The 25,265-nt window shown below is 35.7% G+C and carries 22 protein-coding genes and 2 pseudogenes; 5 read left to right on the top strand and 19 right to left on the bottom strand.

Going from position 1 to position 25,265, the window contains the following annotated elements:
- The first annotated feature begins 9 nt into the window (after nt 1-9).
- Nucleotides 10-519, top strand: a complete 510-nt coding sequence (locus ABC357_RS17005; RefSeq protein ID WP_412888799.1) for a hypothetical protein — start codon at nt 10-12, stop codon at nt 517-519.
- A gap of 314 nt (nt 520-833) precedes the next feature.
- Here ABC357_RS17005 and ABC357_RS17010 read toward each other — a convergent pair whose 3' ends face one another.
- Complete coding sequence (locus ABC357_RS17010; RefSeq protein WP_412888800.1) at nt 834-1,271, bottom strand: Lrp/AsnC family transcriptional regulator; 438 nt, start codon at nt 1,269-1,271, stop codon at nt 834-836.
- A 138-nt stretch (nt 1,272-1,409) separates the two neighbouring features.
- Here ABC357_RS17010 and ABC357_RS17015 point away from each other — a divergent pair, with 138 nt between their 5' ends.
- The gene (locus ABC357_RS17015) at nt 1,410-1,994 is read left to right on the top strand and encodes a DJ-1/PfpI family protein (protein ID WP_412888801.1); all 585 of its coding nucleotides are present in this window, start codon (nt 1,410-1,412) and stop codon (nt 1,992-1,994) included.
- Nucleotides 1,995-2,520: 526 nt separating this feature from the next.
- Here the strand turns inward: ABC357_RS17015 and ABC357_RS17020 are convergent.
- The gene (locus tag ABC357_RS17020) at nt 2,521-3,507 is read right to left on the bottom strand and encodes a DNA-binding protein (RefSeq protein ID WP_412888802.1); all 987 of its coding nucleotides are present in this window, start codon (nt 3,505-3,507) and stop codon (nt 2,521-2,523) included.
- A gap of 609 nt (nt 3,508-4,116) precedes the next feature.
- Between ABC357_RS17020 and ABC357_RS17025 the strand changes: the two genes are divergently transcribed.
- Entirely contained in the window at nt 4,117-5,268 is a 1,152-nt protein-coding gene (locus ABC357_RS17025) for a tyrosine-type recombinase/integrase (RefSeq protein ID WP_412888803.1), read from the top strand.
- Nucleotides 5,269-5,809: 541 nt separating this feature from the next.
- On the top strand, nt 5,810-5,962 hold the full coding sequence (locus ABC357_RS17030; RefSeq protein WP_412888804.1) for a hypothetical protein: 153 nt from the start codon (nt 5,810-5,812) through the stop codon (nt 5,960-5,962).
- A gap of 227 nt (nt 5,963-6,189) precedes the next feature.
- Here the strand turns inward: ABC357_RS17030 and ABC357_RS17035 are convergent.
- From ABC357_RS17035 to ABC357_RS17115, 17 genes and pseudogenes are all read right to left on the bottom strand, one after another.
- Nucleotides 6,190-6,914: pseudogene (locus ABC357_RS17035) on the bottom strand (oxidoreductase).
- 807 nt (nt 6,915-7,721) lie between these two features.
- Complete coding sequence (locus ABC357_RS17040) at nt 7,722-10,115, bottom strand: ABC transporter permease (protein WP_412888805.1); 2,394 nt, start codon at nt 10,113-10,115, stop codon at nt 7,722-7,724.
- Nucleotides 10,087-10,791 (bottom strand): ABC transporter ATP-binding protein, encoded by a 705-nt coding sequence (locus tag ABC357_RS17045; RefSeq protein WP_412888806.1) that lies wholly within the window; start codon nt 10,789-10,791, stop codon nt 10,087-10,089. The genes ABC357_RS17040 and ABC357_RS17045 overlap by 29 nt, the downstream gene beginning before the upstream one ends.
- 61 nt (nt 10,792-10,852) lie before the next feature.
- A complete protein-coding gene (locus tag ABC357_RS17050; RefSeq protein WP_412888807.1) occupies nt 10,853-12,118 on the bottom strand; it encodes a sensor histidine kinase in 1,266 nt (421 codons plus the stop codon).
- Entirely contained in the window at nt 12,091-12,786 is a 696-nt protein-coding gene (locus ABC357_RS17055) for a response regulator transcription factor (protein WP_412888808.1), read from the bottom strand. The genes ABC357_RS17050 and ABC357_RS17055 overlap by 28 nt, the downstream gene beginning before the upstream one ends.
- Nucleotides 12,787-12,926: 140 nt before the next feature.
- Nucleotides 12,927-13,214 (bottom strand): annotated as a pseudogene (locus ABC357_RS17060) (polysaccharide deacetylase family protein); the annotation flags it as partial.
- 120 nt (nt 13,215-13,334) lie between these two features.
- Entirely contained in the window at nt 13,335-13,523 is a 189-nt protein-coding gene (locus ABC357_RS17065; RefSeq protein WP_412888809.1) for a polysaccharide deacetylase family protein, read from the bottom strand.
- A gap of 149 nt (nt 13,524-13,672) precedes the next feature.
- Nucleotides 13,673-13,909, bottom strand: coding sequence for a hypothetical protein (locus ABC357_RS17070; RefSeq protein ID WP_412888810.1), 237 nt, complete (start codon nt 13,907-13,909; stop codon nt 13,673-13,675).
- Nucleotides 13,893-14,285 (bottom strand): hypothetical protein, encoded by a 393-nt coding sequence (locus ABC357_RS17075; RefSeq protein WP_412888811.1) that lies wholly within the window; start codon nt 14,283-14,285, stop codon nt 13,893-13,895. The genes ABC357_RS17070 and ABC357_RS17075 overlap by 17 nt, the downstream gene beginning before the upstream one ends.
- A gap of 117 nt (nt 14,286-14,402) precedes the next feature.
- Nucleotides 14,403-17,561, bottom strand: a complete 3,159-nt coding sequence (locus tag ABC357_RS17080; RefSeq protein ID WP_412888812.1) for a helicase-related protein — start codon at nt 17,559-17,561, stop codon at nt 14,403-14,405.
- A 127-nt stretch (nt 17,562-17,688) separates the two neighbouring features.
- Nucleotides 17,689-17,922, bottom strand: coding sequence for a hypothetical protein (locus ABC357_RS17085; RefSeq protein ID WP_412888813.1), 234 nt, complete (start codon nt 17,920-17,922; stop codon nt 17,689-17,691).
- 16 nt (nt 17,923-17,938) lie between these two features.
- Nucleotides 17,939-19,000 carry a DUF6094 domain-containing protein gene (locus tag ABC357_RS17090; protein WP_412888814.1) on the bottom strand — a complete coding sequence of 354 codons (1,062 nt, stop codon included), beginning with the start codon at nt 18,998-19,000 and terminating at the stop codon, nt 17,939-17,941.
- Nucleotides 19,000-19,257, bottom strand: a complete 258-nt coding sequence (locus tag ABC357_RS17095; protein ID WP_412888815.1) for a hypothetical protein — start codon at nt 19,255-19,257, stop codon at nt 19,000-19,002. The genes ABC357_RS17090 and ABC357_RS17095 overlap by 1 nt, the downstream gene beginning before the upstream one ends.
- A gap of 27 nt (nt 19,258-19,284) precedes the next feature.
- Nucleotides 19,285-19,470, bottom strand: coding sequence for a hypothetical protein (locus tag ABC357_RS17100; protein WP_412888816.1), 186 nt, complete (start codon nt 19,468-19,470; stop codon nt 19,285-19,287).
- Nucleotides 19,471-19,981: 511 nt separating this feature from the next.
- Complete coding sequence (locus ABC357_RS17105) at nt 19,982-20,686, bottom strand: alpha/beta hydrolase (protein WP_412888817.1); 705 nt, start codon at nt 20,684-20,686, stop codon at nt 19,982-19,984.
- A gap of 1,567 nt (nt 20,687-22,253) precedes the next feature.
- On the bottom strand, nt 22,254-22,868 hold the full coding sequence (locus ABC357_RS17110) for a DUF3267 domain-containing protein (RefSeq protein ID WP_412888818.1): 615 nt from the start codon (nt 22,866-22,868) through the stop codon (nt 22,254-22,256).
- Nucleotides 22,869-23,347: 479 nt separating this feature from the next.
- Nucleotides 23,348-23,554, bottom strand: a complete 207-nt coding sequence (locus tag ABC357_RS17115; RefSeq protein ID WP_412886823.1) for a hypothetical protein — start codon at nt 23,552-23,554, stop codon at nt 23,348-23,350.
- 409 nt (nt 23,555-23,963) lie between these two features.
- Here ABC357_RS17115 and ABC357_RS17120 point away from each other — a divergent pair, with 409 nt between their 5' ends.
- On the top strand, nt 23,964-25,199 hold the full coding sequence (locus ABC357_RS17120; RefSeq protein ID WP_412888819.1) for an IS110 family RNA-guided transposase: 1,236 nt from the start codon (nt 23,964-23,966) through the stop codon (nt 25,197-25,199).
- Nucleotides 25,200-25,265: the final 66 nt, after the last annotated feature.

Below are 25,265 nucleotides of genomic sequence, written 5' to 3' on the forward strand. Positions count from 1 at the left end.
GGTTATATCATGCATAGTACTAGTAAGACATTTAGACAGTATTTTAGTCTTTTAATTGCAGTGATAGCGTATTTCATATTTCATGAAGGAGCTCACCTTTTATTGAGTTTGTTCTACAAAGTATTTGAACATATAAAGTTTATGGGGCTAGGGATGCAGATTGTCATTGATAAGGCAGCTTTATCTGAAAATCAATTTATTCTATTTAATCTTGGTGGTGTATTGGCTACTCTTGCACTTGGTTATTTATTGGTTATTTTTATTGGACAGATTGTTAAGATAACGTCCAAACTAGGAAAGTCTGTATTTTACTATATAACATTAACAATGTTATTCAGCGATTGTATTTATTTATCCATATTAAGTGGCTTTTTTGGTGGTGGAGACATGAATGGCATTGCACTATTATTCCCTTCAGTAACATTTGCAAAAATTCTATTTGGTGTCATTGGAATTATCAATCTTTTTATATTTATAAAGTTTGTATATCCCAAATATGTTCATGCTTTTAATAAGTAATACATAGGATTATATTCAATAGAGCGTGAACGTCTTTAAGAGAAAAAACAATACAATTTGTGAAAGTCTACACATAAAGCAAACGAGTACATTAATGAATTAAGGAACTGTGAGCGACACCTCGCAGTTCCTTTTGTTATGCTGCTAACTCGGCTGCATTCCTGTAATGAATGAAACGTTTGTGGAAATATCAACAGAGTTTGTGAATTAACACACTTAAACAAACGGGGGCATTACTTCATTAAAGGAGCTGAGACGTTCAGCTTCTTTTTTTGTTATGGCACTATCGGTGCAGGTTAGTGGCATAGGATTTTTTAAGATTCTATCTCTTTTAACAACAAAGGATTATTTTCGTATCCAGATAAGACAATATTCGTTGAAGGCGTTCCATATGGCATTGCTTGGTCAATAAACTCTTCTAAAGTTTCAATAGAGATTGTCGCTATTTTTACAATATAACTGATTTCGCCAGCTACTCTGTAGCATTCAAGTACATCGGGGTGTGAATGGCAAAATTGAGAGAGCTTTTTGCAATCAGATGATTTAAAAAGAATTAACGCAACAATTGACCGATTAAAGGATTTTAAATTTACCTTCGTGTAATATCCTTCAATTACATTTTGTTCTTCTAGCTTTTTAACTCTTTCAGCGACCGCTGGTGCTGATAAATGTACATAAGAAGCCAGCTCTTTCATCGAAGTTTTAGCGTTTAGTTGGAGATGTCTTAGAATTTCATAATCAATAGAATCCATTAAATATCCTACCTTTTTTTATAAAGTATTATAAAACTTTTTAAAGAAATAAATAAGTCATTCAATAAAAATACTTATCTCGTTATATGTAATGTTTTCTCATCTTTTTATAAACTACTGTTAAGGGAGGAAGTACTTATGGCGAAAATTTTATTATTGTTAGCAAATGGGTTTGAGGCAGTAGAAGCAAGTGTCTTTACAGATGTACTTGGCTGGAATAAATGGGAGGGAGATGGTTCGACAGAAGTAGTAACGGCTGGTATTCATCCGCAGATACAATGTACTTGGAATTTCTTCGTAACACCTGAACAGCAGCTAGAGGAACTTAATCTAAATGATTTTGATGCTTTGGCGATTCCAGGAGGATTTGAAGAAGCAGGATTTTATGAAGATGCTTTTAGTGAATGTTTTCAAAAAGTGATCCAGCATTTCGATACACACAAAAAACCAATTGCCTCAATTTGTGTCGCTTCTTTAATGATTGCGCATAGTGGCGTATTAAATAATCGAAAGGCGACAACTTACAATCATCCTACAAGCCAACGTTTAGTACAGTTAGAGCAATATGGTGTTCAAATAACTAAAGAACGAATTGTATGTGATGAAAATATCATTACTTCATCTAATCCAGGTACGGCGTTTGAAGTGGCGTTTAAACTACTTGAAATGTTAACTTCCCTTGACAATACTAATAAAGTAAAGGATTTAATGGGATTTAAATAAGTTTTAGATGAATGAGTGTTGAACAAGAATTGAGGATTCAGTATGGTAATGTTGATTGAATTGACTAAGTATTTTGGTGAACTTGTGAAATATTACACTTAAACTATCGGGTGCTTTAGCTTAGGATCAGAACTGACATAGGTCGGTTCTTTTTTTGTTGATGGAAAATTCCCTACCATGTAAATTCAATTCCCCTTACTTCTAAAAATCAGTTTCCTTATTCAAAACTTTCGAGTACTGACCACAAATTTTCCAGCCAGTAATACTAAGTATTGAGGCTGATCAAAACTAATGGTCAAAGATAAGAAAAAAGCTTTCAGAACAAGTAGAAGAAATAACCCAATTTGAAAAAGTATATGACAGTCAGAAAAAGACGAATAATTGCATCAAACTCTTTGAATTAGATGTTAACAGCATATAAAAAGCTATCGTTTTTAACGATAGCTTTATTTATACCTATTCCCTCTTAGAATGAGCATGCCAGTAAAACAGAAATCGGCCAGCAGCAAACTGCACATATTCTTTTCTATAAGACTTTTTTAAGTAATTGTTCTATAGACATGCTCATAGTGATGTGATGTTCATCTGCATGTGCTTTAATCTTATCTAACATCTCTACAGGTAATTCAAAACTGGTTTTTCTATATGCACTTTTAATAATTAACATGTGGTCTTCCACGATCCACTCTCCTTGTTTTATGAAGGACAGGATGTTAGAAACTTGGAATGAATTATTAAACGGTTTTATACCACTGTCTATAAAAATCTCCACTTCTTCTCCTAAATCTCTATATTTACAGTTTTCTATCCCCCAGTATTCTAAGAGATAATCAATCACTTTATAAAAATCCTTATGTGACTTGGGAAGATTTATTTGGCAATAACCCTTGTAATCGACTGCAGAGTGATGAATATGATAGGCAGCACTTAATTGATATTCTTTTATTCCTTTTTCATAAGGTATTACGTCACCCGAATGTAAAAGGAGGAAAAGCCAATTTTGTTCCTGGTCCCTCATTACTCTAGCTTGACCAATGATTTCAGAATAAAACAATTGAAAATGTGTGATGTCTTTCTTTTTATTATAGAAATCTTTTAGTCGAGCTTTATAGGGCTTATTATTTTGTAACATCTTACGTGCTTTCTGAAATGAATCTTCAGAAATAGAGTGTGCAATTCGTTCATCACCAAAAGGAATTTCGGTAGATTCAATAATCCCTTCCGCAATATATTTATAAACCGTTTGAAGAGAAATACCTAATTTAGCTGCAACTTGACTGGGAGTCATTTCTTTTTTCTTCGTTTTATTTTTATAGTCAAGTAAAGCCTCTACATCTTCTTTTTTATAACGCGCCTCTTTAAAAAGGCGATGAGGATCTTCTATTTTAGTTAATTTACCTTGCTTGTAGTAATGATACACAGTAGAAGAGGAAATATCTAACAAGTGCATAATTTCCGCTTTAGTATACCATGTATCTTCTATTCCCTTTACCTGTTGGTTGTCGTTGTTCATAACATCACCTTTTTATTTATTATTACTGATACTATATAAATTTTAACCTATAATTCATATTATTTATACAAAAACGTGCAATTGTATAATATGTATCCTCAAAATAACCTACTATAAGTAAATATCATCAAATAATAAAACTGAAAATTATTTTGTTTTACTTATTCAAATAGTATTAATCCACAAATATAAATATTTAACCTTATTTATGATTATTTTTCGATTCCTAAAAAATAATATTTAATAAGAAAATATAATAAATCATAATTAGGTTACACAATTCCAGAATCTAATAATTGATTATATAAATACTAACATAAACAAAGGGAACATTTTTTTATGTTGTTTTTAGATTCAGATTATCTGAGACTTTGTTATAATGGTATGTACTATACAATGAAAATTTGAAAATAGTTATTATATATTTAAAAAGAAAGAGAAAGATTTTTTAAGCAAATTATAACTTATATTATTTTCATTTTTACTCTAGTAATTATAAAAATATATATTTAGTTGATTTATATATTCAATATGACATGATAAAAGATTTTTCAAATATTCAACCTTACATATGTTTGTCTTTTATTTATTATTCAAGGATGTGAAAATATGAATGATTTGGTTTCTAAGACAGATGAGTTGCTACTACAAGAACTAAAAAAACAGTTAAGTGACACTACTGCCTTTGAATCTTTGCAAATGAAATTAGATGAAGCGGAAAAATCTCGTGAAGTCCCCTTTGCAGATTTTTCCGACGTAGAAATAATTCAATATTATTTATACAAGCAAGATCATCTAAATAAACAACATGATAAGTCGGATAGAACACGAGCGGAATATAAAAAGGAATTACTCTTCTTCATTCAACATGTATTGGAGTTTTCAAATGATATAGGAATAGATATAGAATGTATTGTAGATGGTTCTCTCTTTAAATCACTGGAGAAAAGGCATATACGGAAATACCAGGAGTGGCTAGCTACAAAAAGTCCTTATGTTTTGAAGAAAGGCCCTTATTCAGCAGCAACTCTATCTCGAAAAACAACAATTCTTCGCCATTTCCTTAAATTTTTGTATGAGACGGGATATATTAAAACACCAATTCATGAAGGTCTGAAATTGGCCACTGTTCGAAAGGACGATAGACCGAACAGAGACTTAGGTCCGAAAGAAGTGATTGAACTACTTACCTATTATAAGAAGATTAATCATCCAGTTATGTTTGGGCTTATTCATGTGCTGGTGACAACCGGTATTCGGAATGAAGAACTATGCCGCTTAAAAATTAAAGACATTCATTACGATAGCAGTACAAGTATGTATTACTTCGATATATTAGGAAAAGGAAATAAAAGAAGAGAAGCGCCAATTAAAGATAAAGTAATGGATAGTATTCGTGCATTCCGTCAGGCCAGAGGATTAAAGGAAATAAAAGATGCAGCTCCTGAAGAGTATTTATTCACTACAAGTACGGGTAAAGGCTACTCACCCAGCTATCTTTCACAATACATCACGAAAATGGTGAAAGATAGCGGCTTGTCTATTATTGCTGACACGAAAATCAATATAAGCACTCACGTTTTTCGGCATACGTTTGCTATCATTAGTTACATGAGTTCAGCTGACATATATAAAATTTCTCGTTCTCTTGGACACGAGAAGCTTGAAACAACAATGATCTACTTGCAGAAGCATATGGAACGAGAACAACATGCGATTCACACTTGGGAAGAATCAAATATTTTAGGTGAATTTTTATAGATGTCCGAAATCCAGAAAAAAAAAGGATAAAATAACAAACTCTTCATATTTATTTTCCAGCAAAAGCATTCCTCCCTATTGCATTTATTCTATCGGATTCTGCAATATGCTCATCAACTATATTTGATTGAAAATAACCAATGAGAAATCAATTTCTCATTGGTCTCCTTTGGAAGTAAAAAAACCTATTCTAACGGTAACTAATAAACCAGCAAAAAAGGATTCGTCAAAAAAGTTCAGTTACTGATCCAAACTCCGATAAAGCATCGATTAATTACTATCCTTAACCCACATTGTTCCCAATAGCCACAACAGCCCAGTATTTTTAAAAACACACTTTTAACTTTTAGTGCCCCTTTAATCTGTTCATTGGCAGTCGTATAACGGCCCAGAGAAAAAAATGATAAAACAGTTCAATATGTAAGAAATCCTGTATCACACGTTTATTTTCTTAATTCAATGTTATAATTGGGATAGCAGTTGTTACGAGGCGGGGTCACTCTCTCGTTCCGATATTCTTCAGGGACGGGAGGTGATAGCAATGGACATTCTATTGGAACTTTTAAAAGCGGCCGTGAAAGGTATTGCAAGCGCAGTTACCACATTCATTTTTTCACGATTATATGCAGAAAAAGACAAAAAGAAATCCGCCCGTAACGCTCGCCACAAGCACGGTCGGAAATCTTGGAAATAACATATATTTTTGAGTGACTGCTGCCTTGTGACGGCTGTCTGACGGAGTGTTCACGCACTTCGTCTTTTCTTATTATCTTCATTTTACCGCTTTATATTCGCGTTTACAAGGGATGTTCATCAAGAGGACTGACTATAGCGGCTGACTTCCTTTGTTTTCTTGAGTTAGCCGTACTATCGGCCACGCTTTTGGGCGAATTGGTTAACCATTCCATATAAACAATAATCTTAAAATGCTGTACTATACTGTCTAGGGATAAAATTATTTAATTTTAAATGTGAAGCTGCTTGTAAAGTCCAATAAGGGTTTGCTAATAAGCCATGTCCTATTGCAACTATATCAGCATCATTGTTACAAATCACTGAATTTGCTAAAGTTACATTACTTAGCCTACCAACAGCAATTACAGGAACTTGAAGATCATCTTTTATTCTCTTAGCAAGTGGTACTTGGTAACCTTCATGAACTCCAGGTTTACCAGCTGCGTCTATAGGTCCTTCACCACCAGAACTAACGTCAAAAGCATCTACACCAGCAGCTTTAAATACTTTAGAAAAAGTAATTACATCCTCTATAGTGTACCCTCCCTTTACATACTCGGTTCCGGAAATGCGCATAAGCAATGGCATATCAGTAGGGATAACACATTTTATTGCCTTTATTACTTCCACGCCAAACCTTGTTCTTTCTTGGCCATATTCATCCTCGCGCTTATTGGTATACGGAGATAAAAACTGATGTATTAAGTATCCGTGTGCGCCATGTAGTTCAATTAAATCAAAACCTGCATCAACTGCACGTATAGCGGCTTCTTTAAACAGAAGAATGAGAAATGCCAATCCGTCGGCATACCATCCTTCCCAGTAGCAGAAAATTGACACATGGGTGACATCATCACACGATTTTTCAAAGTTACATTTTTTAGCATATACTCACTCATTAAGTTAATCATCAATCTTCCTCCTTCTATATCCTCTTTTTATTCTATTTCTATACATACATATTAAGTCCAAATCTGCTGTAACCTTATACAAGATTATTTCTTATAATAAAAATAGAGAGAACTCCTTGTTGCAAGAATCCTCCCTGTTTTTATTCTAATTCTGAAACAGCTTAGGTTTATAACCTTGTAAAAGGATATTGCATACAATAATTCTTTTCTCTCTCTCATAAAAAAGGCTTTCCTTATATACAAAACCATTGTTCAACAAACCTACCGAAACTGTAGCTATACTAATACTCTCACTGCCGGAGTTAAAATACTCAATAACACCGATTTAAAATATGTGTTCCCCCATAGTCATTATAAATATAGATCAAATAAAGTCATCCTTTTCCTGAGTAATAGAAATAAATCTTAGACTATTCAAGTGTACTGCACTCTGTTCATGAATGGAAAGAAGCTTTGATCGACTGGTATGATTACAGTCCCACGTATACAGTAGCGAAAAAAGGCTTTCTTCGTTGGCTTCAACAAGGTGAAAAAATCAATCATTCTTCCGTTTTTCTATTAAAAAAGATTCCTAAATTAACTCCCTAAAAGAAAAAATCCAAGAATCCAAAGCGTGGCAAGTTTAAGGTTAGACAGATAGAAAAACCGGCACCGGTCCTTTTGAAAAGCATTTTCTTCCTTGTACATCTTCTTCAAAAATAGATTGGCTTATGACTCGAGCCCAGCAGGTGTAAGGTTAGACAGCGTTAAAAGACAATCTCCAAATAGAGATTGCCTTTAATATGCTAACTACCTTTATTTTTCTCTTTATTCACTATATCGAACTCGATCGACTAAAGAGTCCTTCGTAAAGTTCTTCGTAACAGAAAATGAAAGAATAAATTGAACGATCACAACAGCTACTATTAGAAGGATAGCTGCACCTGTTGGATACGAATAAACATTTGTAAAGCTCGCTCCACTTTCTTTCAGAAGAAGGAATGCAATATAACCGCCTATACTTCCCAGACCTAAAGAAGAAACTAACGTACAAATCGTGTATACAATACCCTCTAATTGAAGCATTTTTAATAATTGTTTATTAGACATACCAATTGCTTGCAGTACACCTAGCTCTTTTTTACGAGTTATAACACTTGTAATCATTGTATTAATTAAATTCACAAAGCTAATTAAACCGATGATGCTCACTAAGCTAAGACCTATTAATCTCATAGTAGAATATAGAAACTCTGTACTTTTATAGGCATCTTTATACGTGCTATATTCTAAACGATTATCTTGATCAGATATCGATTTAATAGCAGCTCCGACATCTTCTTCTTGTTTTTTATCCACAAAAATTTCTAGTGTTTGATTTGTATTGGTCTTATATAATTTGTTAAGAAGCTGATTATCTACTATTAGCCATTGGTGTGAGTCTAAAATACCTTGAATAGTAAACGTTTCTTCGTATTTACGCTTACCATCTAGCACCGTTAATTGAATTTGATCTCCAACCTTTACTTGAAGATTCTCCGCTAAAGCTTTATGCCCAATAATAATTCCATTATTCTCTACCAATGCTTGCTTGTTAATATCACCTGAAATAAGCAAGTCTTTTAACTCTTCCAATCGCTTATATGGCATACCATCCAAATTAAATTCAGTTGGTCCTGTTTCACCATATAAATCTAACTTTTTTTCGTTTTGATAAACAACTAGACCGCTTTTGAGTTTATCAATTTTTTTAACGCCTTTTAAATCCTCTATTTGATCAATGAAATTACCCGTTAACGGATTATTCAGCTGCGCTTCATTGTATGATTGCTCTGCACCCAACTCATATTCTACTTCTACTTTGTAATCACTATAGAAGGATTGACGAGTAAAATCATCTAAGTTCATACCACTTAAAATGGTTGCCATAATCATGAATAAAATACCGCTGAAAGAAAGAGAAATAATCGTCATATATGTTCGTTTTTTATTTCTCCATAGAGATGTTGTCATTAAATTGAACAAAGTAATATTTTTATGACCTTTTCTCGTTTTCTGCTTTTCCCTATTGGTAGCCTGATAACGAATCGCTTCAATTGGCGAAACCTTTGAAGCCATCTTCATTGGCTTTAATATAGATAATAGAACTGTAATGAGACTAACAATCAACACAGCTACCAAAATAATCGTACTAGTAAACTTGTTTACACTATCACTCGCAAAATCTAATTGTGAAAGAATGATTTCGCTCACACCCCAACCGAGTAACATACCAATTGGAATACCAATACACGATAATAGCATACCTTCACGAAGCAATATTTTCTTAATTTGTTTCTTTGTTGCTCCAATTGCTCGAAGCTTCCCAAATTCTTGGATTCGTTGCACAATCGCTACATAGAAAATACTATAAATTACAAGTACACCTGTTAAAATAACGATACTACCAATAACAAAAGCTCCTATAAATAATGAACTATCTGGTTTGAAATTATCTAAATAGCCATCATTCATGACGATATCATATTTCTTAATACCCATTTTAGCTGCCATCTGATTGATACTAAATTCAATGTCATCCTTGGACATTTGATTTTCACCTTTAATGAAGATAGTTGCAGTGTAATTAGGTTTTTTAATAGCTTCCTTAAAGTACGCTTCCGATACATAAATAGAAGAACTATTATACGCTTGTTCCGATTTATTTCGCTCTCTAATGCCGCTGACAACAAAATTTTCTGCTACTTTTTGATCGGTCTCTCTATTTATGTATTCAATTGAAATCGTCTGTCCAACTTTGACAGGATAGCCTAATTGCTGTAGTAGCTCCTTATTTAATACTATTTCATTTTTCTTATTAGGTAGTGTGCCACTTTCCAATACACTGTTGTTCATCTTGAAGTTGTTTGAATCGACATAGCCGATAATTGCTTTACTCTCACCAAGCTTTAACATCCCAATGACACTACTTACACCATACCGCTCTATTTCACGGTGATTTTTAATAACAGCTAATTCTTTTTCATCTACTTTCTTAAAAAAAGCGTGTGCATCTCCGGCATTTCGAATAGCTTCATATTTATAATTTTGGGCGAAATGACTTGTGATAATGCCGACCGATGATAGAAGAAGAGTTGTTAAAACGATCGCTACAACAATTAAAATACTCTTTGATTTATTTGCTTTTAAGTTATTAATTACGATGCTTGTGAGCTGTTTCATTTAAAACACCACCTTTAATCACTTTACCATCTTCAATAATGATTGTGCGATCTGCCATTTGCGCAATGCTTTCATCATGCGTAATGACAACTAAGGTTTGTCCAAATTTTTTGGCTGACATTTTAAGTAAGCTCATGACTTCTCCGCTCGTTTTCGTATCTAGGTTTCCTGTTGGTTCATCTGCCAAAATCATAGCAGGTCTTGATGCTAGGGCACGAGCAATTGCCACGCGTTGCTGTTGACCACCTGAAAGAGTATTTGGCATTGCTTCTTTTTTCTCATCTAAGCCTATTGTGTGTAGAAGTTCATTAATAAACGGCTCATCTACTTTTTGCCCATCTAATCCTATTGGTAGTACAACATTCTCCCAAACGTTTAAAGCAGGTAATAAATTGAACGCCTGAAAGATGAAGCCGATTTTCCGACGGCGAAATACCGCTAGTTCCTCTTCCTTTAGTTGATAAACATCTTTACCTGCAATCATTACCTTCCCCGATGTTGGATAATCCAGACCGCCTAATAAATGCAGCAATGTACTTTTTCCAGAACCAGATTTTCCTACAATAGCTACAAATTCTCCTTCATTTACTTGAAGATTTGCCTGATCAATAGCTCGTACTTCATTTTCTCCTTGACCATAATATTTATTTAATTGGATTGTTTCTAAAATGTTCATTGGTTCGTCCTCCTCGTTTATCTATACATTGAGGATAACATCCTATTCTTTCATCACTCTTTCAATCACTCTTACATTTTTGTAAGAATAGCGAAAACGTTGTTCCAACACCTTCTTCTGATTTCACAACAATACTGCCGCCCTGCTCTTCGATTATTTTTCTTGTTAAAAAGAGTCCTACACCTGAACCTTCTATCCCTTGTATCTCAGGATGATTCCCTCGATAAAAACGTTGGAAAATACGATTATATTCAGCCTTATTAATCCCAATTCCTTGATCGGCAATATCCACTCTGACAAAGTTCACCAATGAGTGAACAGAAATGCTTACTTCTCGATGTGGATTGGTGTATTTGACAGCATTATCGATCACATTAAATATACTTTCTTCTGTCCACTTTTCATCAGCAAAAACATAAAGATCATCAAAATCCTCAACTATTAATTCAACATTCTTTTGTAATGATTTTGGATAAGCACTGTTCATAGCTTTTACAAGTAATGCTTTCATACTTGTTGATCTTTGATTTAACTGAATCATCGCAATTTCTAATCTTGATAAATTCAATAATGCATCCGATAAGTTATGTAGCTTTTCAATTGTATAACTATTACTCTGTAAAAACTCTTGCTGCTCCTCTTTTGTTAAATCAGGATCAAGCAGTAGCTCATTATAAAGCTGTAAAGAAGATATTGGTGTTTTCACTTGATGAGAAATGTCTGTAATTAACTCTTTTAAAGATTCTTTTTCTTTTCTTAGCTTTTCAAAATGGAGTTGCTGTTTTCTACCCAATTGATAAAGTAATGAATACATTTGATGTTCATTTCCTTCTTTGTAGCTCGGTTCAATCATTGTATAATCATCATTCATAAAGTTCGTCAATTGATTCGAAATAAAAGTCAAAGAGGCCTTATTTCTTCGCTTCATCTTTTCCCAGACAAATACGTTTAAAATTAACAAAAGCAGGAGCAAAAAACCATTGATTAAAAAGGAATCATTGATAAATTGCAGAAAACGATCATCCTTCATGAATGGTAATGTTTCATCATAACCATACTTCGCCAAAATCGTTGCTCCTAATCCTTGCTCATCAGTATTATTTTGAATGATTGCCTCAACAATGCGCGATTCATCCTCTGGATAAAGTGATACTAACTTTCCAACAAGCCTATCTGTATACGCTTTTTGTTCATCATGGTACGTGGAAATTTGATCATACTGTAAATAGAGAAATAGGCCATATACGCAAGCCATTACGAAGCCGATAACAAGGAATAAGAATGAATACTTCTTACTATTCATCGCTTCACACACTCTTCTGACCATACATAACCAACACCTCGAACATTTTTAATATATGTTGGCATAGATGGTTCATCCTCTACCTTTTCTCTCAATCTACGAATATTTACAGCTACTGTATTCTCATCCACGAATTGCCCATCATGATCCCAGAGCGCTTGTAATAACTGCTCTTTCGTTAACACTTGTAAGGCATTATTCATCATATATTTAAGGAGTTTATGTTCATTTTTACTTAGCAACATCTCATTATTTCTTTTAGTGATCTTCATTTCATCTACGGAAAAAACAACATCTTTTGATTGGAATACCATCATTTTGGACTTTCCTTCATTACGACGCATTAAGGCATTAATTTTTGAAATAAGTATAAGCAAACTGAATGGTTTTGTAATATAATCATCTGCACCTAATTCATATCCTGTCACCATATCCACTTCTTGATCTAAAGCTGTAAGTAAAACAAAAATAACATCGCTCGTTTGTCTAACTTCTTGGCAAAAATCAAATCCGCTTCCATCAGGCAATCCAACATCACTTACAATTAAATCAATGGTATGACTCTGCAAATACGATCGTGCTTCCTCCAAATTACTTGCGGAAAGAACTTGATAGCCCTCTTTTTTCAATTTAAATGTCAATCCTCTATTTAAAGAAACATCATCTTCAACTACTAAAATTGTTGCCTCCATCTTTCTCCTCCATATCAAATCAGTCTGTTTTCATTATATATTTGTTATCTCAAGATAACGAAGAATAGTTTGTATAATCACTGAAAAGTATCTAAGATGAGATTCCGCATTGCGAGAGGAATGAAATACATTCATTACACTTACTTTCCATCCACCATCTTTGCAAATTCCAAAAGAGTTGTTGTGTACTTGACATATATTCTTGGCAACTGGTATTTTTCATCCTTCGAAGTGCCTTCTGAATATAGTTCAGGAGTCGTTGTCAGTCCAAAAGAATAATATTTCTTAGTTTCCTCCACTACTATCGAATTAAAGCTACCATAAGGATAAGCGAGCGCTATAACAGGCTTTCCTTTTATTTTTTCTATCTTTTCTTTAGATGACTTCAATTCATATTCAAAATCCATTATCTTAGTTAAATTCGGATGAGTGGCTGTATGTTATTGAATGGATGCAAACTTTGAATTAGCCATCCTTTTCAAATCTGATTGCGAAAGTCGCTTATCATTATCAATAAAATCAGATATGATAAAAAAAGTAGCAGCAGGCTAAAACTGTTTGCTTTCTAGCTTTTGAAGAATCGTAAAGGCATGAAGATTATTTTTATATCCATCATCTAATGTAATGAATATCGGCTTGTTAACCTTATCCATTTCATCCCAACGATCAAATGTTAATAAAGTAAAACCATGTTCTCTTAAATAAATCATCTGCTTCTCGAAGTTTTCAGGTGTCACATATAGCTCCTTCATCCCATGCCCTGGAATGTCAACACTAAACTGGACAAAAATTATAAGGTCTGTTGTTTGATCTCTACTGGTGTTAAATAGCCCGGGTTTTTATTTTACCAAACATTTCAAATTAGGCCCTAAATTACTGCTATAATTTATAGAATTCTTCTCAATTGATGAGCTTTATCGTATTGAAGGAGTGCATCTTTTAACAATTTCATTTTATTTTCTTCTTTTTTTCGATTAAGCTGATAAGCCACACAGTTGGTCATGGTTACTGGATCAATGCTCACATAAAAACACTGGCTTGCTAATTTCCCCAATTGGCATTGTTCCCAATGGCCACAACAGCCAAATGGTCTAGAAAATCCACTTTTAGTATATTGACTCATTCTTTTCAGCCCCTATTCTTATCACCTTTTCAGCCAGTACCATGTTCTTATAACAAACTACATACTTAGCTCCTTTAATCTGTTCATTGGCCGTCGTATAAAAGCCTGTTTCTTCGTGAAAAACCATCTGTTCTGTACGCGGAATGACAGGAAGTATTCCTGCATATTTCCCTCTGCACACTTTTCGATTGATCCCTTTCATATAACTAAATTCTGCATCTTCAAGATGTATGTACTCGGCGTATGCCACAATTCTCCCATAATTATCATTTCCGTAATCGATAGAACGGACAGAGATTAATCCCTTTTTGCTATTATAGTAACACTCCACTTTGTCCCCACTATTCAATGATAAATTATCGATAAACTGTAACATACGAACGCCCCCATAGTTATATTCATTTTCAAGACAATCCATTAAGATGGTCTTAATCACATGACTAATTAACGAAAGAAAAAGAGGAAATCCCCAAAGGATCTCCTCACGTTTTGATTAACTCAGTAGTGATAAGAAGTCTAATTGTTCGACTCCATGAATAACCTCACTATCAAACTCTTTTCTTCGTTTTTGGCGGCGCTTCTCCAGTTCATCTTGTTGTTTTTGTTTTACCTGTTCTTCTTGTTGTTTAGCCAGCTTCATTTCTAAAGCCTGGTACGCTTCTTCCACTTTATCGAATTCATTAAGAGCTGCTTCAAACGCGTCCCAATTAAAATCAGCTTCTTGAGAGGGTTGATAACCACAGATTCTTAACGTCTCATCGGTCAACTCTTTGAATGATTGATTTACTCGCTCTTTAAATTCGGCTTCCGATACTAACTGCAGGTCCTGATCTAAGTCTTTTACAGCTGCAGACTTCCAGGCATTCGTTAGTTCTACGGCAGACAACGTTTTAGAAAGGTCTGAAACTAGAGTATTCGTACTTGTATCAGCGTATTTCGCCAGTTCGTCCGAACGTTCTATTCGACCTTCTACGATCATGGCTGCGATACGTCTACTCATCAAGCGTTGAAATTGGGTTAATTGATTGGTATTATTGGCCACAAAAAACATGACCTTGCATGCGCGGTGCTGTCCCAATCGATGGGATCGTTTGCTCGCTTGTCTAACGACATTAATATCGTCATTCAGCTGATAAAACATAAGAGTAGGAAATTCCATCAAATCGAGGCCTACTTCAATAAGGCGCATATTCATAATCAATACTTCTTTACCCGTTTTTGCTTGATAATCAAGCCATTCAAATCGGTCAGCCACTTTCACCTTATCATTCATGATTTCACAAGCGATTCCTTGTTCTTCAAGAATGCTCTTTAAACGCTCATTTGTTTTATATCCACCGGTATAGTTGGTAAAGATGATACAACGCCGTTTATCTCTTACTTCTTTTTCAACGTGTTTCAAGAGCGCTCTTTCCTTAGCCGTTCTGTAACTCTTTGGAAAGGCCTTCGCCACTACCGTATCAAGTAAGACACCATCTCTTGCCACATACTGTACTTCTGCTCCTTTTTGAGGCTGATCGGCATAATTAATCGTCACTGGATTAAAATGTGACCAAGCAGCTGTTCCCATCTCTCGTTGATAATGGATGGCATTCGTATATAAATCACTATGCAATTTTTTGTATTCCTCCAAATGGTCATCGTCCAAGTCCACCACAACAGGAATTTCATTAAATTCCACCATAGGGACCTGTAGGTCAGCCAAATCAAGAAACGTACTTTTATCAAACAAATAATTGGCTAACAACTTAGGAGAGATACCTGGTCGCTCTTTCACGATAACTGTCTCTTTTTTTCGGTTTGTGTGAACCCCTACATTTTTATCTCCATCGTGCTGTGTCACTATTTTTTCCAAGACACCATATCGTTGGGCCCATTGTTCTTTAGAGGTGCTGTACGTGATGCCTTCCTTCAACATCTCCCCAGCAAAAGCCCTCCAAATGAGCGCCTGAATGGAAGAGGAGGAACCGTTGGTTAAGGTTCCAGTCAAAAAGAATGATTTACGGCATGATTGAAGCATTTTTGCCAAGGCTAATCCACGGCCACTATCCGAAGCTTTCATTTGATGGATTTCATCATAGATAGCCATATGAAAATGATTACGTAAATGCTTTTGAAAGATGTCCGCAATCATCCACCGAGCGCCGCCATGGGTTTCTCCCCATTCTTTTCGTGCCGGTCTGGCCAAGGATCGGTTCGTTTTTCCGTCATAGTCTTCCTGCAAGTTACGGATATCCGGTTTCCATTTGATGACGTAGTCTTTCGGTAGCCCATTCGGAAGCAACGTTCCAGCCTTGCGGCTTTTTATTATGTCTGCAGGAGTAGGCGGTAATTTCGGTTTTTCAATCACATCTACCCAACCAGCTACTGCATCTTCCGCACTTTCCCCTTTTTTCTTGGTATGTTTTAATAGTGCCTTTCCTGTATCAGGAGAACGCCAAACATGATTTTTCGAATCCCATTTGGATCCTAGCACGTACCCCTGGGCAGCCAATTTCATTCGATCAGTGCTAACCAGTACGAATTCAATAAGGCCCTTAGGTACTCTAGGATTTTGTTTTACCTGCCGTACATACTCTAGCGCTTCATTTGTGTTAGAAATGATACGGGTTGTAAACAACTGTTTTTTGATGACTTTCGGAATTTCCGATGTCGCCCACTTCGGCAAGACATTCGATGGAGCGATGACTAACACTCGGATTCCATCCTTTGCGCCTGTCTTTTCTCTTTGCTTCATATAGACAAACACGGATGTTAACGAGATTTGTGTTTTCCCTGTTCCCATCTCGGCCGTAATGAACACACCTTTTTTTCGTTTCAATACCTCAAGCGCAGCCATACTTACTTTTGCTTGGGCAGGCAAAGGAATACGATTCAATTCTCCCATAAACGGAGACAATACGGTTCCATCGGTTAATGGCTTCATGAACGCATCCAACTTTTTACCAAGCAGCTCTGCATTGGCTTTTAAATATTCGGTTGTCGTCATATCCTTCGTAAACACTCCTTGCCCCATAATAGAGGTAGAGCGAGGATTTAATACCTTATTTTTAATAGCTGTCTCCATCTTAGCCAGAACAGATTCTTCCGTCATGGAGACAACTTTAACAGCTTTTATCTCTTTCCAATCACCAGCTAAATCTGTAGTGGCCACTTCAATTTTCATGCAGCTTTCAATTCCTAAAATCGTTAGATATTGGTTAGCCCAGTCCTTTGATTTCGGGAGGCCAAACGCTTCTGCAATATATTGACCTGCCACTTCCATGATATTGCCTTTTGGCGCAATGACCACTCGCTCAGGCACATGTTTGGAACCCGTTCGGACCATCTCATTCAAGCTTTGTTGATAATCATCATCTGATGTAGACCGCGGTAAAAGGGTATGATGCGTCACCTTTCCATCCACCGTTTCAATCCGTCTGAAACTTTTACTGGAACGATACATCTCCACTTTGTCCGTTTTCTCGTCAACCACATGAAGAACATGACTGTCATATAGAGCCGCATGAACAGCCCTCGCAGCTGTGAAGCTTCCCGCATAACCGATTCCTACAATCACTGGTTCTTGCGTATGATCCACTCTTTCTGAAAGGATGAATTTGATAAACACCTCAAATTGTTTTCCATCCTCCATCACTCTAAGCTTTTTCATATGTTCGTCCACTGCCGAACAAAGACAGAAGGGAGCCCCCTCTGCATTTGTTCATGCAGAAGGGACTTCCCTCCTTTACGTATTTAAAATGGTTTGTTTATTATTTCGATTTATCCGGCTACTGATTTTAGGATTTTACTTGGCTTTTATTTTGATAGATGATTCGAAGTAAAAACCAGGCATTAAAAGCAAAGATGACTAGCACTGAAATAGAAAGGCAGTACAACATGAAATGTGCCATCCCTTTATTTACAGTCAGTCCAACCACTACATTCATGAATAGCACTTTCTTCATAAACAAAAAACTTAGGACAAATACACCATTCCCAAATGCCAATAGTGGCCATTCTCTTTTGAACATATTCCTCTTCCTTCCTTTATTTTAGATTAAAAATACCTTGGTCCGAAAATACACGGACAATGGATTTCGGTTTAAATGTGGTGATATCTTGTTCTTTTCCATTCTTAGGATTGAATCCTTTCCTCTCCTCTTGAACACGCTTTGTTAAACCAAGAAGCATATGGTTTCCCATGCTTTCAGGCAATGCGCCTGCACTAATCGCAGAAGCAATATGCGTATATTTAAGAGGCAACGCCGGTCGGATCTTCTTCATTGATGAGGTGACTTCCAACGAAGACATAGCCATCATGACCTTCTCATAATGTCCTGAAGACGCCTGGGATGCCAGTATATCGCTTGCATCCACTTTCAAGCTCACGAAAAGGTCCACCTGCATCGGCGCCTGTTCTACCGTATACCTCACACGCAAGGATTCCAATTGATCCAAAGGCGTAATGGCTTCTTTAGGTAAGAAGGAAAGATTGATTAATTCCTTTTCTATTTTTTCTTTGTATAAACGTTCCTCTGTCGTTCGGAGTCCTTTTAGTCTACGTTTGGCAAATACAATCACTTGTTGAAAACGATCGTAATGTCCATTCAAATCGGAAAAACGAAAAACACGAATATCAACAAACCGACTGGCCAACGTTTTTGAAACATCTCGGAGCACGTATTTTGGGATGTTGAAGATTAAAAGGCCACCTGCAGGTAAATAGTTATCCGTCAAATCCTGCAAAAAAAGTCCCTCCAGTCGTTTTCCCTGTAGTTGGGCGAACGGAGGATTTACATACAGGGCTGAAAAGGCTTCATGACTGATTCGAGTTTCCTCATACCCACATGCCAGTACATGGTCAAGGTTCAAGGCGGCTGTGGCAGCACGCCCTTTCTCCAGTTCTATTCCATAGGTCGTACATGAGCATTGATGAGTGGACTCTAATTGTTTTGCCATATGTGATAATGCTTTCCCCTCTCCAGCACAGGGATCTAACAAATTCACTTTCTCCCCTGGTGTTACCTTCAATGCTTTCACAATGTAACTCATCTCTTCCACGGGTGTTGCATAAAACCCACCTTTTGATTCCGATGCTAATCTGGCCATTATAAAGCCTCCTCTTTTTTATTGATTTGAAAATGAAGTCTCTTTAGTCGATCAATGTCCGAGAAGATTTTTTCCATATCATCTGGAGTCAATGAATCGGTATATGTTTGATCATTCCATCCTTCCGGATACAGCAGTTTATATCTTTTCGATTGCACATTACACCAGCTGCCACCGGTATAGGAAAGGATTCCATAAAAAAAGAAGAATGAAAGATCAATCAGCATCCCGATTGACGATCGCCTTTCATTCTTCAAATTCTTATCCTTTTATACTTTGGTTGATTAACTTATTTGTTTTTTGATTTCCCCATATTCATATGTCGTGATCTCCCTATTTCGGGGATCGCACACTTGAATAGAGGCATACGAATGGTGTTCTTCAATAAACTGAGGAACTAAGCATTTGGATATGGCTACATACTTTGTTTCATTACCTTCTTCAAAATAACAGGTAACATAATGATTCATATAAGCGCTCCTTTTGATTTTTTGGATATAAAAAAAAGACGTATAGAAAAGTCTATACATCTTTTGATTCCCATAAAAAAACGCATATGCGGTCCCCACCAAAAAGAAAGAGACTTCATCTACGTTTTGAATGATCGCTATTTACTTTTTTCATATCTAATTCGTTCTGCACACCAAAAAAAGGTGGGAACACTTAAGACAAAACAGACGCACATCCAACTTTCTTCTGCTCGCTTTGGCGGGAAGATACAAGGATTTTCAAAGTTCATTAACTATTGTCAGTTTAGCATAAAAATAAGCAATTGGTAATACTCAATTTTATTAAAATGACGTTTAAACGTTCATTAATGTTGCTTTAAAATAAAGTTTGATTATTTTAATACTCCTTATTTCACTAAAGCACCTGTTTGTTTAAGTGAATAAATTCACATTTATATTGTTTCTCATATACAAAATCAGTTTATATATCACATTTTTTCTAACAGGTTCAAAGTAAATTTGTGATTATTTGTTAATTAATCTTTTTGTGTAGCCACTGCTCTACTACCTTTAACTGCTCTTCAGTATGGAAGAAATGTTCTCCTGTTTCCATAACATCTAAAACACAATGGTATTTTTCTTTAAAATTGTTAATCGTTTCAAATTCACATAGGTCATCCTTAGCTCCATACAAAATATATGTATTTGTATTCCATATTGTAATAGGATGTTCTTTAACATAGCAAAAATAATCCCAATATAATTTTTGACCAATAGGCGTTTCTATAGTCATTTCTTTTTTCAAGAGTTCCGGTGTTACATTAAACCATTTCATCATATTTTCGATAAGTCGCTCCATATCAACAACTGGTGATAAAAATAATGTCTTTTTTAATCCCTCATTTTGATAAGCTAAAAGGCTAAAATAAGCTCCCATACTACAAGCAAATAAGCTTACTTCGTCCCAATGTTCTTTTGCATAATTCATAATAATAGATAGTTCACTAACACAAAACTGTACTTTACAAGGAGTAGTGTCATTTTTTCTTTCTCCGTGCTCTGGTAAATCAAAACTTAATACTTGATAACCTTTTCGAATGGCTTCTTCAGCTAATATTTGAATCACTATATCTTCCTTATTTGACATATTTCCGTGTACTGCGATAAAAACTTTTTTACTCTTTTCTCCCCACAAAATCGCAGGAATATTATTAATCTTAAAATTATTCTTAAACATATTTCCTCCATAAAATGATATGTGTGGGATTGGACAAATAATTGCCTTAATATCATTTTATCTTCCTTAGTTTTAATTAAGTTAAACTATTCTTACTTTACCATATATGAATTATTTATATCTCCATATTTCTGTATATAACCGTCTCCCATGTGTTTAAATGCCTTCATTTTTTCACATTTTCAGAAGCTTACAACTTATAATTTTAATTTTCTATAAAGCTAGTCGAGTAGAAGAGAACCTCTCAACCTTACGGTAGATTGTGTTCTCCCCCCTCATAGAACCGTGCTTGCGCTATTAACGCACACGGCTCCTCCTAGTTACCATTCACAAAATATAGCTAATCTTTTAAGATCAGATATTGCTAATTCTGCTATCCTTACTAGTCTTGTTTCCATTTATCATTCCTACCTCTGTGTGTAGTAAATGTGTCCCTAGCAAGGGTGATAACTGGTAGCTAGCCTTTCCTCCATCGGCATTACCCAACTTCATTGGTACTACGCTGCTATCCGACTCCCTAAATCGGCATTTGGTTTCCTTCTTCTTGCCATATACGAAGAATGAAATGTTGCTTTCTGCTGCAGGTAAAGCATCAGCCCTCTCGATTTACTAACGATTATGGGGCTCAATCCCTTCAACCATTTGGCTTTCGGCCCGTCACCTAACTGTCTACGCTTAAAAACTAAAGTTACCTTTAGCCCTCCAAGACTCGCTACGAGTGAATGGCTAGTTCTTACTCGACGGGAATCCCACCCGTTATATGATACGACCTAGGCTCGGCCGCACACCTGCCCCGATAGCGCCATAACAAAAATAAAACTGCTCGAAAGCAGCCTTGATCTTCAGCTCTAGCACCTATTAGGTTAAGAACATTTCTTCACATACCTAGATTGTTTTGAATACTTAAGCAGTTCACCTTTGATATATTTATTAATGTTGCTTTTACGTCTGAAATATAACAAAAAAGAGACATTTGTATTATAAAGGTCTCTTTTTTGTGAGGACTTTAACAAGATATAAATGATACAATTATACCAAGCAAGAAAAGATTAGCCACAATGATTTTCGGAAAGAAATGATTTTTCAACATTGAAAGGAGAATGACAAAAATGTTTCTATCAGTTATTTTAATGGCTCTAATTTTAGGAGTAGTACTCATAGCATTTTCAAAGAAAATTTCTAAAAATAGTAAGCCACTTCAGTACTGTATAATAGTAGTTAGTGTGACATTAATTGTTATTAGTTTGTATTATATATATATGATTCTTTCAGGAAATTTAACTTTACCTCTGTTTAAGAATTGAAAAATATATTTTAAATGTATAAATGAACTTTATAGTAGACCAAGAAAATAAGAAAAATATGAATAGTTGTTTTAAGATAAGCAGGGTGATTTCCCTGCTTATCTTTTACTAGTTTTTATTACATTTGTAAAAATTAGATTCTCAACCATCCTGCCCCGATAGCACCATAACAAAAATAAGACTGCTTGAAAGCAGCCTTGATCTTAAAATCTAGTACCTGTTAGTAGAAGAAGAAGATTTTCGTTCTCATTTTTATTTTTCTTTCATTTGGCGTTTTTCCAATAAGTGTTTGGTCCATTGCTTTTTAAGATTGCATTTTTCGGTACTTGTTTAATTATAAGAAGAAGGTTTAGTAGATCAACCGACGATGCCATTGCGTTTAGTATTATTAAGAACTTTAATGTTGTTGTTGTTAATAGTCCAAGTGAACTTAATACTAGTGGCAAAATAATTGAAATAATCACAAATGGAGCAATTGTAATAATGATATATCTCGATTTTGAAATCTCTTCTTCTGTTATCACAAATCCCCCAAACAGTGTAAATCCTACATATGTTTTTTCTGATTTAACAAAATTCGGAATTAAAATCAAATGAATTAATTCGTGTATTACTAAAAGTAAAAATAACCACAGAATTATACTTAAATTAATGGTAATCGTTATGGCATCAGATTTTATTCCAAAATCGCTTAAAGAAATACTAGAAAAGATATTTATTATCCCAATAGAGATGAATGCAGAGGCAATCATTAATGGAATAGATAATAAAATTGCACTTGTTAAATTCTTAGGTTCTTTCATTGGAATCCAGTTATTTTTGACTAATTCTAAATGCACACTTGGATTGCTTTCTGGTAATTTATTTGAAATTTTCATTAAATCTACTCCATTTATCTCTTAATTTAGCTGAACCTTACAACAACTTAAAGAATACCATTTCTACAAAGCGGATGTATACTCTTCTTCCACTACTCGAGTAGAAGAGAACCTCTCAACCTTACGGTAGATTGTGTTCTCCCCCCTCATAGAACCGTGCTTGCGCTATTAACGCACACGGCTCCTCCTAGTTACCATTCACAAAATATAGCTAATCTTTTAAGATCAGATATTGCTAATTCTGCTATCCTTACTAGTCTTGTTTCCATTTATTATCCCTACCTCTGTGTGTAGTAAATGTGTCCCTAGTAAGGGTGATAACTGGTAGCTAGCCTTCCCTCCATTGGCATTACCCAACTTCATTGGTACTACGCTGCTATCCGACTCCCTACACGGCATTTGGTTTCCTTGCTTGTTATCACTTGTAGACCATACTCTTCTGAAAAGAAAAGACCTGTAGGGTCTCCCGAGTTGCCGAATCATATCAATGTATAGCGTGCCAAGGTCTCTGACTCCAGAGAGGTTTTATCCTTCTTGCCTTTAACAAAGGATAAAATGTTGCTTTCTGCACGCAGGTAAGGCATCAGCCCTCTCGGTTTACTAACGCTTATGGAGCTCAATCCCTTCAACCATTTGGCTTTCGGCCCACTACCTAACTGTCTACGCTTAAAGGCTAATGTTACCATTAGCCCTCCAAGACTCGCTACGAGCGAATGGCTAGTTCTTACTCGACGGGAATCCCACCCGCTATATGATACGACCTAGGCTCGGCCGCACACCTGCACCGTTTGTGGAATAACAAAAAAAGAGCTGATCACAGCCCTTGGTATTGGAGTAATGCACCCGATCGTATTATAAGGTTAGCCAATGTTATTGGTTGACCTTTTTATTTAGGTTCTAGAATACTAATGGTAGCTGGGGTAGAACGTATGCACCCGTGGGATTCAATCCCGACAACTAAACTGTTCGCCCCCTACTTATAGAAACATGATTGAAGCTGGTTGGGACACAGATCTCGTATAACAAGCGAAGCTATGACACTATAAGGAGCCATTTAGGGGTTACCAGCTAATTCATTGATGAGGAGGAGATATCATGAATCCAGTCATTGGTCTGGATGTCGCAAAAGGTGAAAGTCAGGTTCAAGCATTCTTGGAGAAAAAGAAGCCTTACAAAAAGAGCTTTAAAGTCGCACATACTCTGGATGGATTACAGGAATTACACACCTTTATCAAAGAAGTGGAAGAACAATCAGGCTCACAACCACCCATTGTTTTGGAGTCTACGGGGCATTACCATCTGCCTATCGTTCAGTATTTCGAAAAAAGAGGATACTTGTTAATCATTGTGAATCCACTCATTTCTTACAAAGCAAAAAGTTCGAGTTTGCGCAAAGTCAAAACAGACATAATAGATGCCCATCATCTCTGCGAGCTCTATTACAAAGAGGATTTAGAGCCCTATAAAAAGCGTGGTATCCAGCTTTTGAACTTGCGTAATCTGACGAGACAGCACGAGAATTTGACAGGTATGTTTGTGCAAGCGAAGTTACAATTTCAATCTGTGTTGGATCAAGTATTTCCTGAGTATGTAGGTGTGTTTGGCGAATTGTATTCGGATGTCTCTTTGCGTACTTTATCAGCCTTCCCAACTTCTAAAGAAGTGTTGGAAGCTAGCGAAGAGATCCTTACTTTGAAGATTCATGAACTGTGCAAGAGCCGATCTCAGAAATGGGCCTGTAATCAAGCGAATAAGCTTATACAAGCAGCTGGTCGAAATCCATTTCAGCAAACCCTGTACCAAAGTCACCTGATTAGTTTAGAGATGCTGATTGAAATTCTTCTGGAATACAAAAAGCATCTATCCAACCTTGAAGAAGAGATAGATGCCCTAGCAAAAAATATAGAAGAATATAAGATTATCCAATCCATTCCTGGTATCGGTGAAAAAATCGCGGCAACGATTATTTCTGAAATTGGAGAAATAGATCGGTTTAATCACCCTAAAAAGTTAGTTGCCTTTGCGGGAATCGATCCCAGTGTATTTGAGTCTGGCACCTTCAAAGGGACCAAAAACCATATTACGAAAAGGGGTTCCAGCAGGCTGCGGCATGCCTTATTTACAGCTGTTCGTTGCGCCATTCGAGATGCACGTAAAACAAGAACAACCAAAGAACTCATCCCTCGAAATAAGAGACTACGTGAGTTTTACGACAAAAAACGTGATGAAGGAAAGCCTTATCGAGTTTCCATCATTGCCTGTGCGAACAAGCTTTTACATTGGATTTACGCTCTTTTGAAAACCAAAACAACCTTCCAAGATGTTGTCTAAAATAAATTTTCACATATCTTCAAGTATCTTCCACGTCATTAAAGGAAGTTTATTTGTCATGCCTTA

It is taken from the genome of Bacillus kalamii (assembly GCF_047238185.1).
In the GTDB taxonomy this organism is placed as follows: domain Bacteria; phylum Bacillota; class Bacilli; order Bacillales; family DSM-1321; genus Bacillus_AD.

What these genes read in the sequence shown, in the direction of transcription:
- ABC357_RS17085 (WP_412888813.1), bottom strand. Translation starts at nt 17,922, where the DNA reads ATGTTCAAAAGAGAATGGCCACTATTGGCATTTGGGAATGGTGTATTT.
- ABC357_RS17005 (WP_412888799.1), top strand. Translation starts at nt 10, where the DNA reads ATGCATAGTACTAGTAAGACATTTAGACAGTATTTTAGTCTTTTAATT.
- ABC357_RS17045 (WP_412888806.1), bottom strand. Translation starts at nt 10,791, where the DNA reads ATGAACATTTTAGAAACAATCCAATTAAATAAATATTATGGTCAAGGA.
- ABC357_RS17055 (WP_412888808.1), bottom strand. Translation starts at nt 12,786, where the DNA reads ATGGAGGCAACAATTTTAGTAGTTGAAGATGATGTTTCTTTAAATAGA.
- ABC357_RS17030 (WP_412888804.1), top strand. Translation starts at nt 5,810, where the DNA reads ATGGACATTCTATTGGAACTTTTAAAAGCGGCCGTGAAAGGTATTGCA.
- ABC357_RS17040 (WP_412888805.1), bottom strand. Translation starts at nt 10,115, where the DNA reads ATGAAACAGCTCACAAGCATCGTAATTAATAACTTAAAAGCAAATAAA.
- ABC357_RS17105 (WP_412888817.1), bottom strand. Translation starts at nt 20,686, where the DNA reads ATGTTTAAGAATAATTTTAAGATTAATAATATTCCTGCGATTTTGTGG.
- ABC357_RS17110 (WP_412888818.1), bottom strand. Translation starts at nt 22,868, where the DNA reads ATGAAAATTTCAAATAAATTACCAGAAAGCAATCCAAGTGTGCATTTA.
- ABC357_RS17120 (WP_412888819.1), top strand. Translation starts at nt 23,964, where the DNA reads ATGAATCCAGTCATTGGTCTGGATGTCGCAAAAGGTGAAAGTCAGGTT.
- ABC357_RS17025 (WP_412888803.1), top strand. Translation starts at nt 4,117, where the DNA reads ATGAATGATTTGGTTTCTAAGACAGATGAGTTGCTACTACAAGAACTA.
- ABC357_RS17010 (WP_412888800.1), bottom strand. Translation starts at nt 1,271, where the DNA reads ATGGATTCTATTGATTATGAAATTCTAAGACATCTCCAACTAAACGCT.
- ABC357_RS17115 (WP_412886823.1), bottom strand. Translation starts at nt 23,554, where the DNA reads ATGGTAACATTAGCCTTTAAGCGTAGACAGTTAGGTAGTGGGCCGAAA.
- ABC357_RS17100 (WP_412888816.1), bottom strand. Translation starts at nt 19,470, where the DNA reads ATGAATCATTATGTTACCTGTTATTTTGAAGAAGGTAATGAAACAAAG.
- ABC357_RS17020 (WP_412888802.1), bottom strand. Translation starts at nt 3,507, where the DNA reads ATGAACAACGACAACCAACAGGTAAAGGGAATAGAAGATACATGGTAT.
- ABC357_RS17080 (WP_412888812.1), bottom strand. Translation starts at nt 17,561, where the DNA reads ATGAAAAAGCTTAGAGTGATGGAGGATGGAAAACAATTTGAGGTGTTT.
- ABC357_RS17090 (WP_412888814.1), bottom strand. Translation starts at nt 19,000, where the DNA reads ATGGCCAGATTAGCATCGGAATCAAAAGGTGGGTTTTATGCAACACCC.
- ABC357_RS17050 (WP_412888807.1), bottom strand. Translation starts at nt 12,118, where the DNA reads ATGGTCAGAAGAGTGTGTGAAGCGATGAATAGTAAGAAGTATTCATTC.
- ABC357_RS17015 (WP_412888801.1), top strand. Translation starts at nt 1,410, where the DNA reads ATGGCGAAAATTTTATTATTGTTAGCAAATGGGTTTGAGGCAGTAGAA.
- ABC357_RS17075 (WP_412888811.1), bottom strand. Translation starts at nt 14,285, where the DNA reads ATGTTACAGTTTATCGATAATTTATCATTGAATAGTGGGGACAAAGTG.
- ABC357_RS17070 (WP_412888810.1), bottom strand. Translation starts at nt 13,909, where the DNA reads ATGAGTCAATATACTAAAAGTGGATTTTCTAGACCATTTGGCTGTTGT.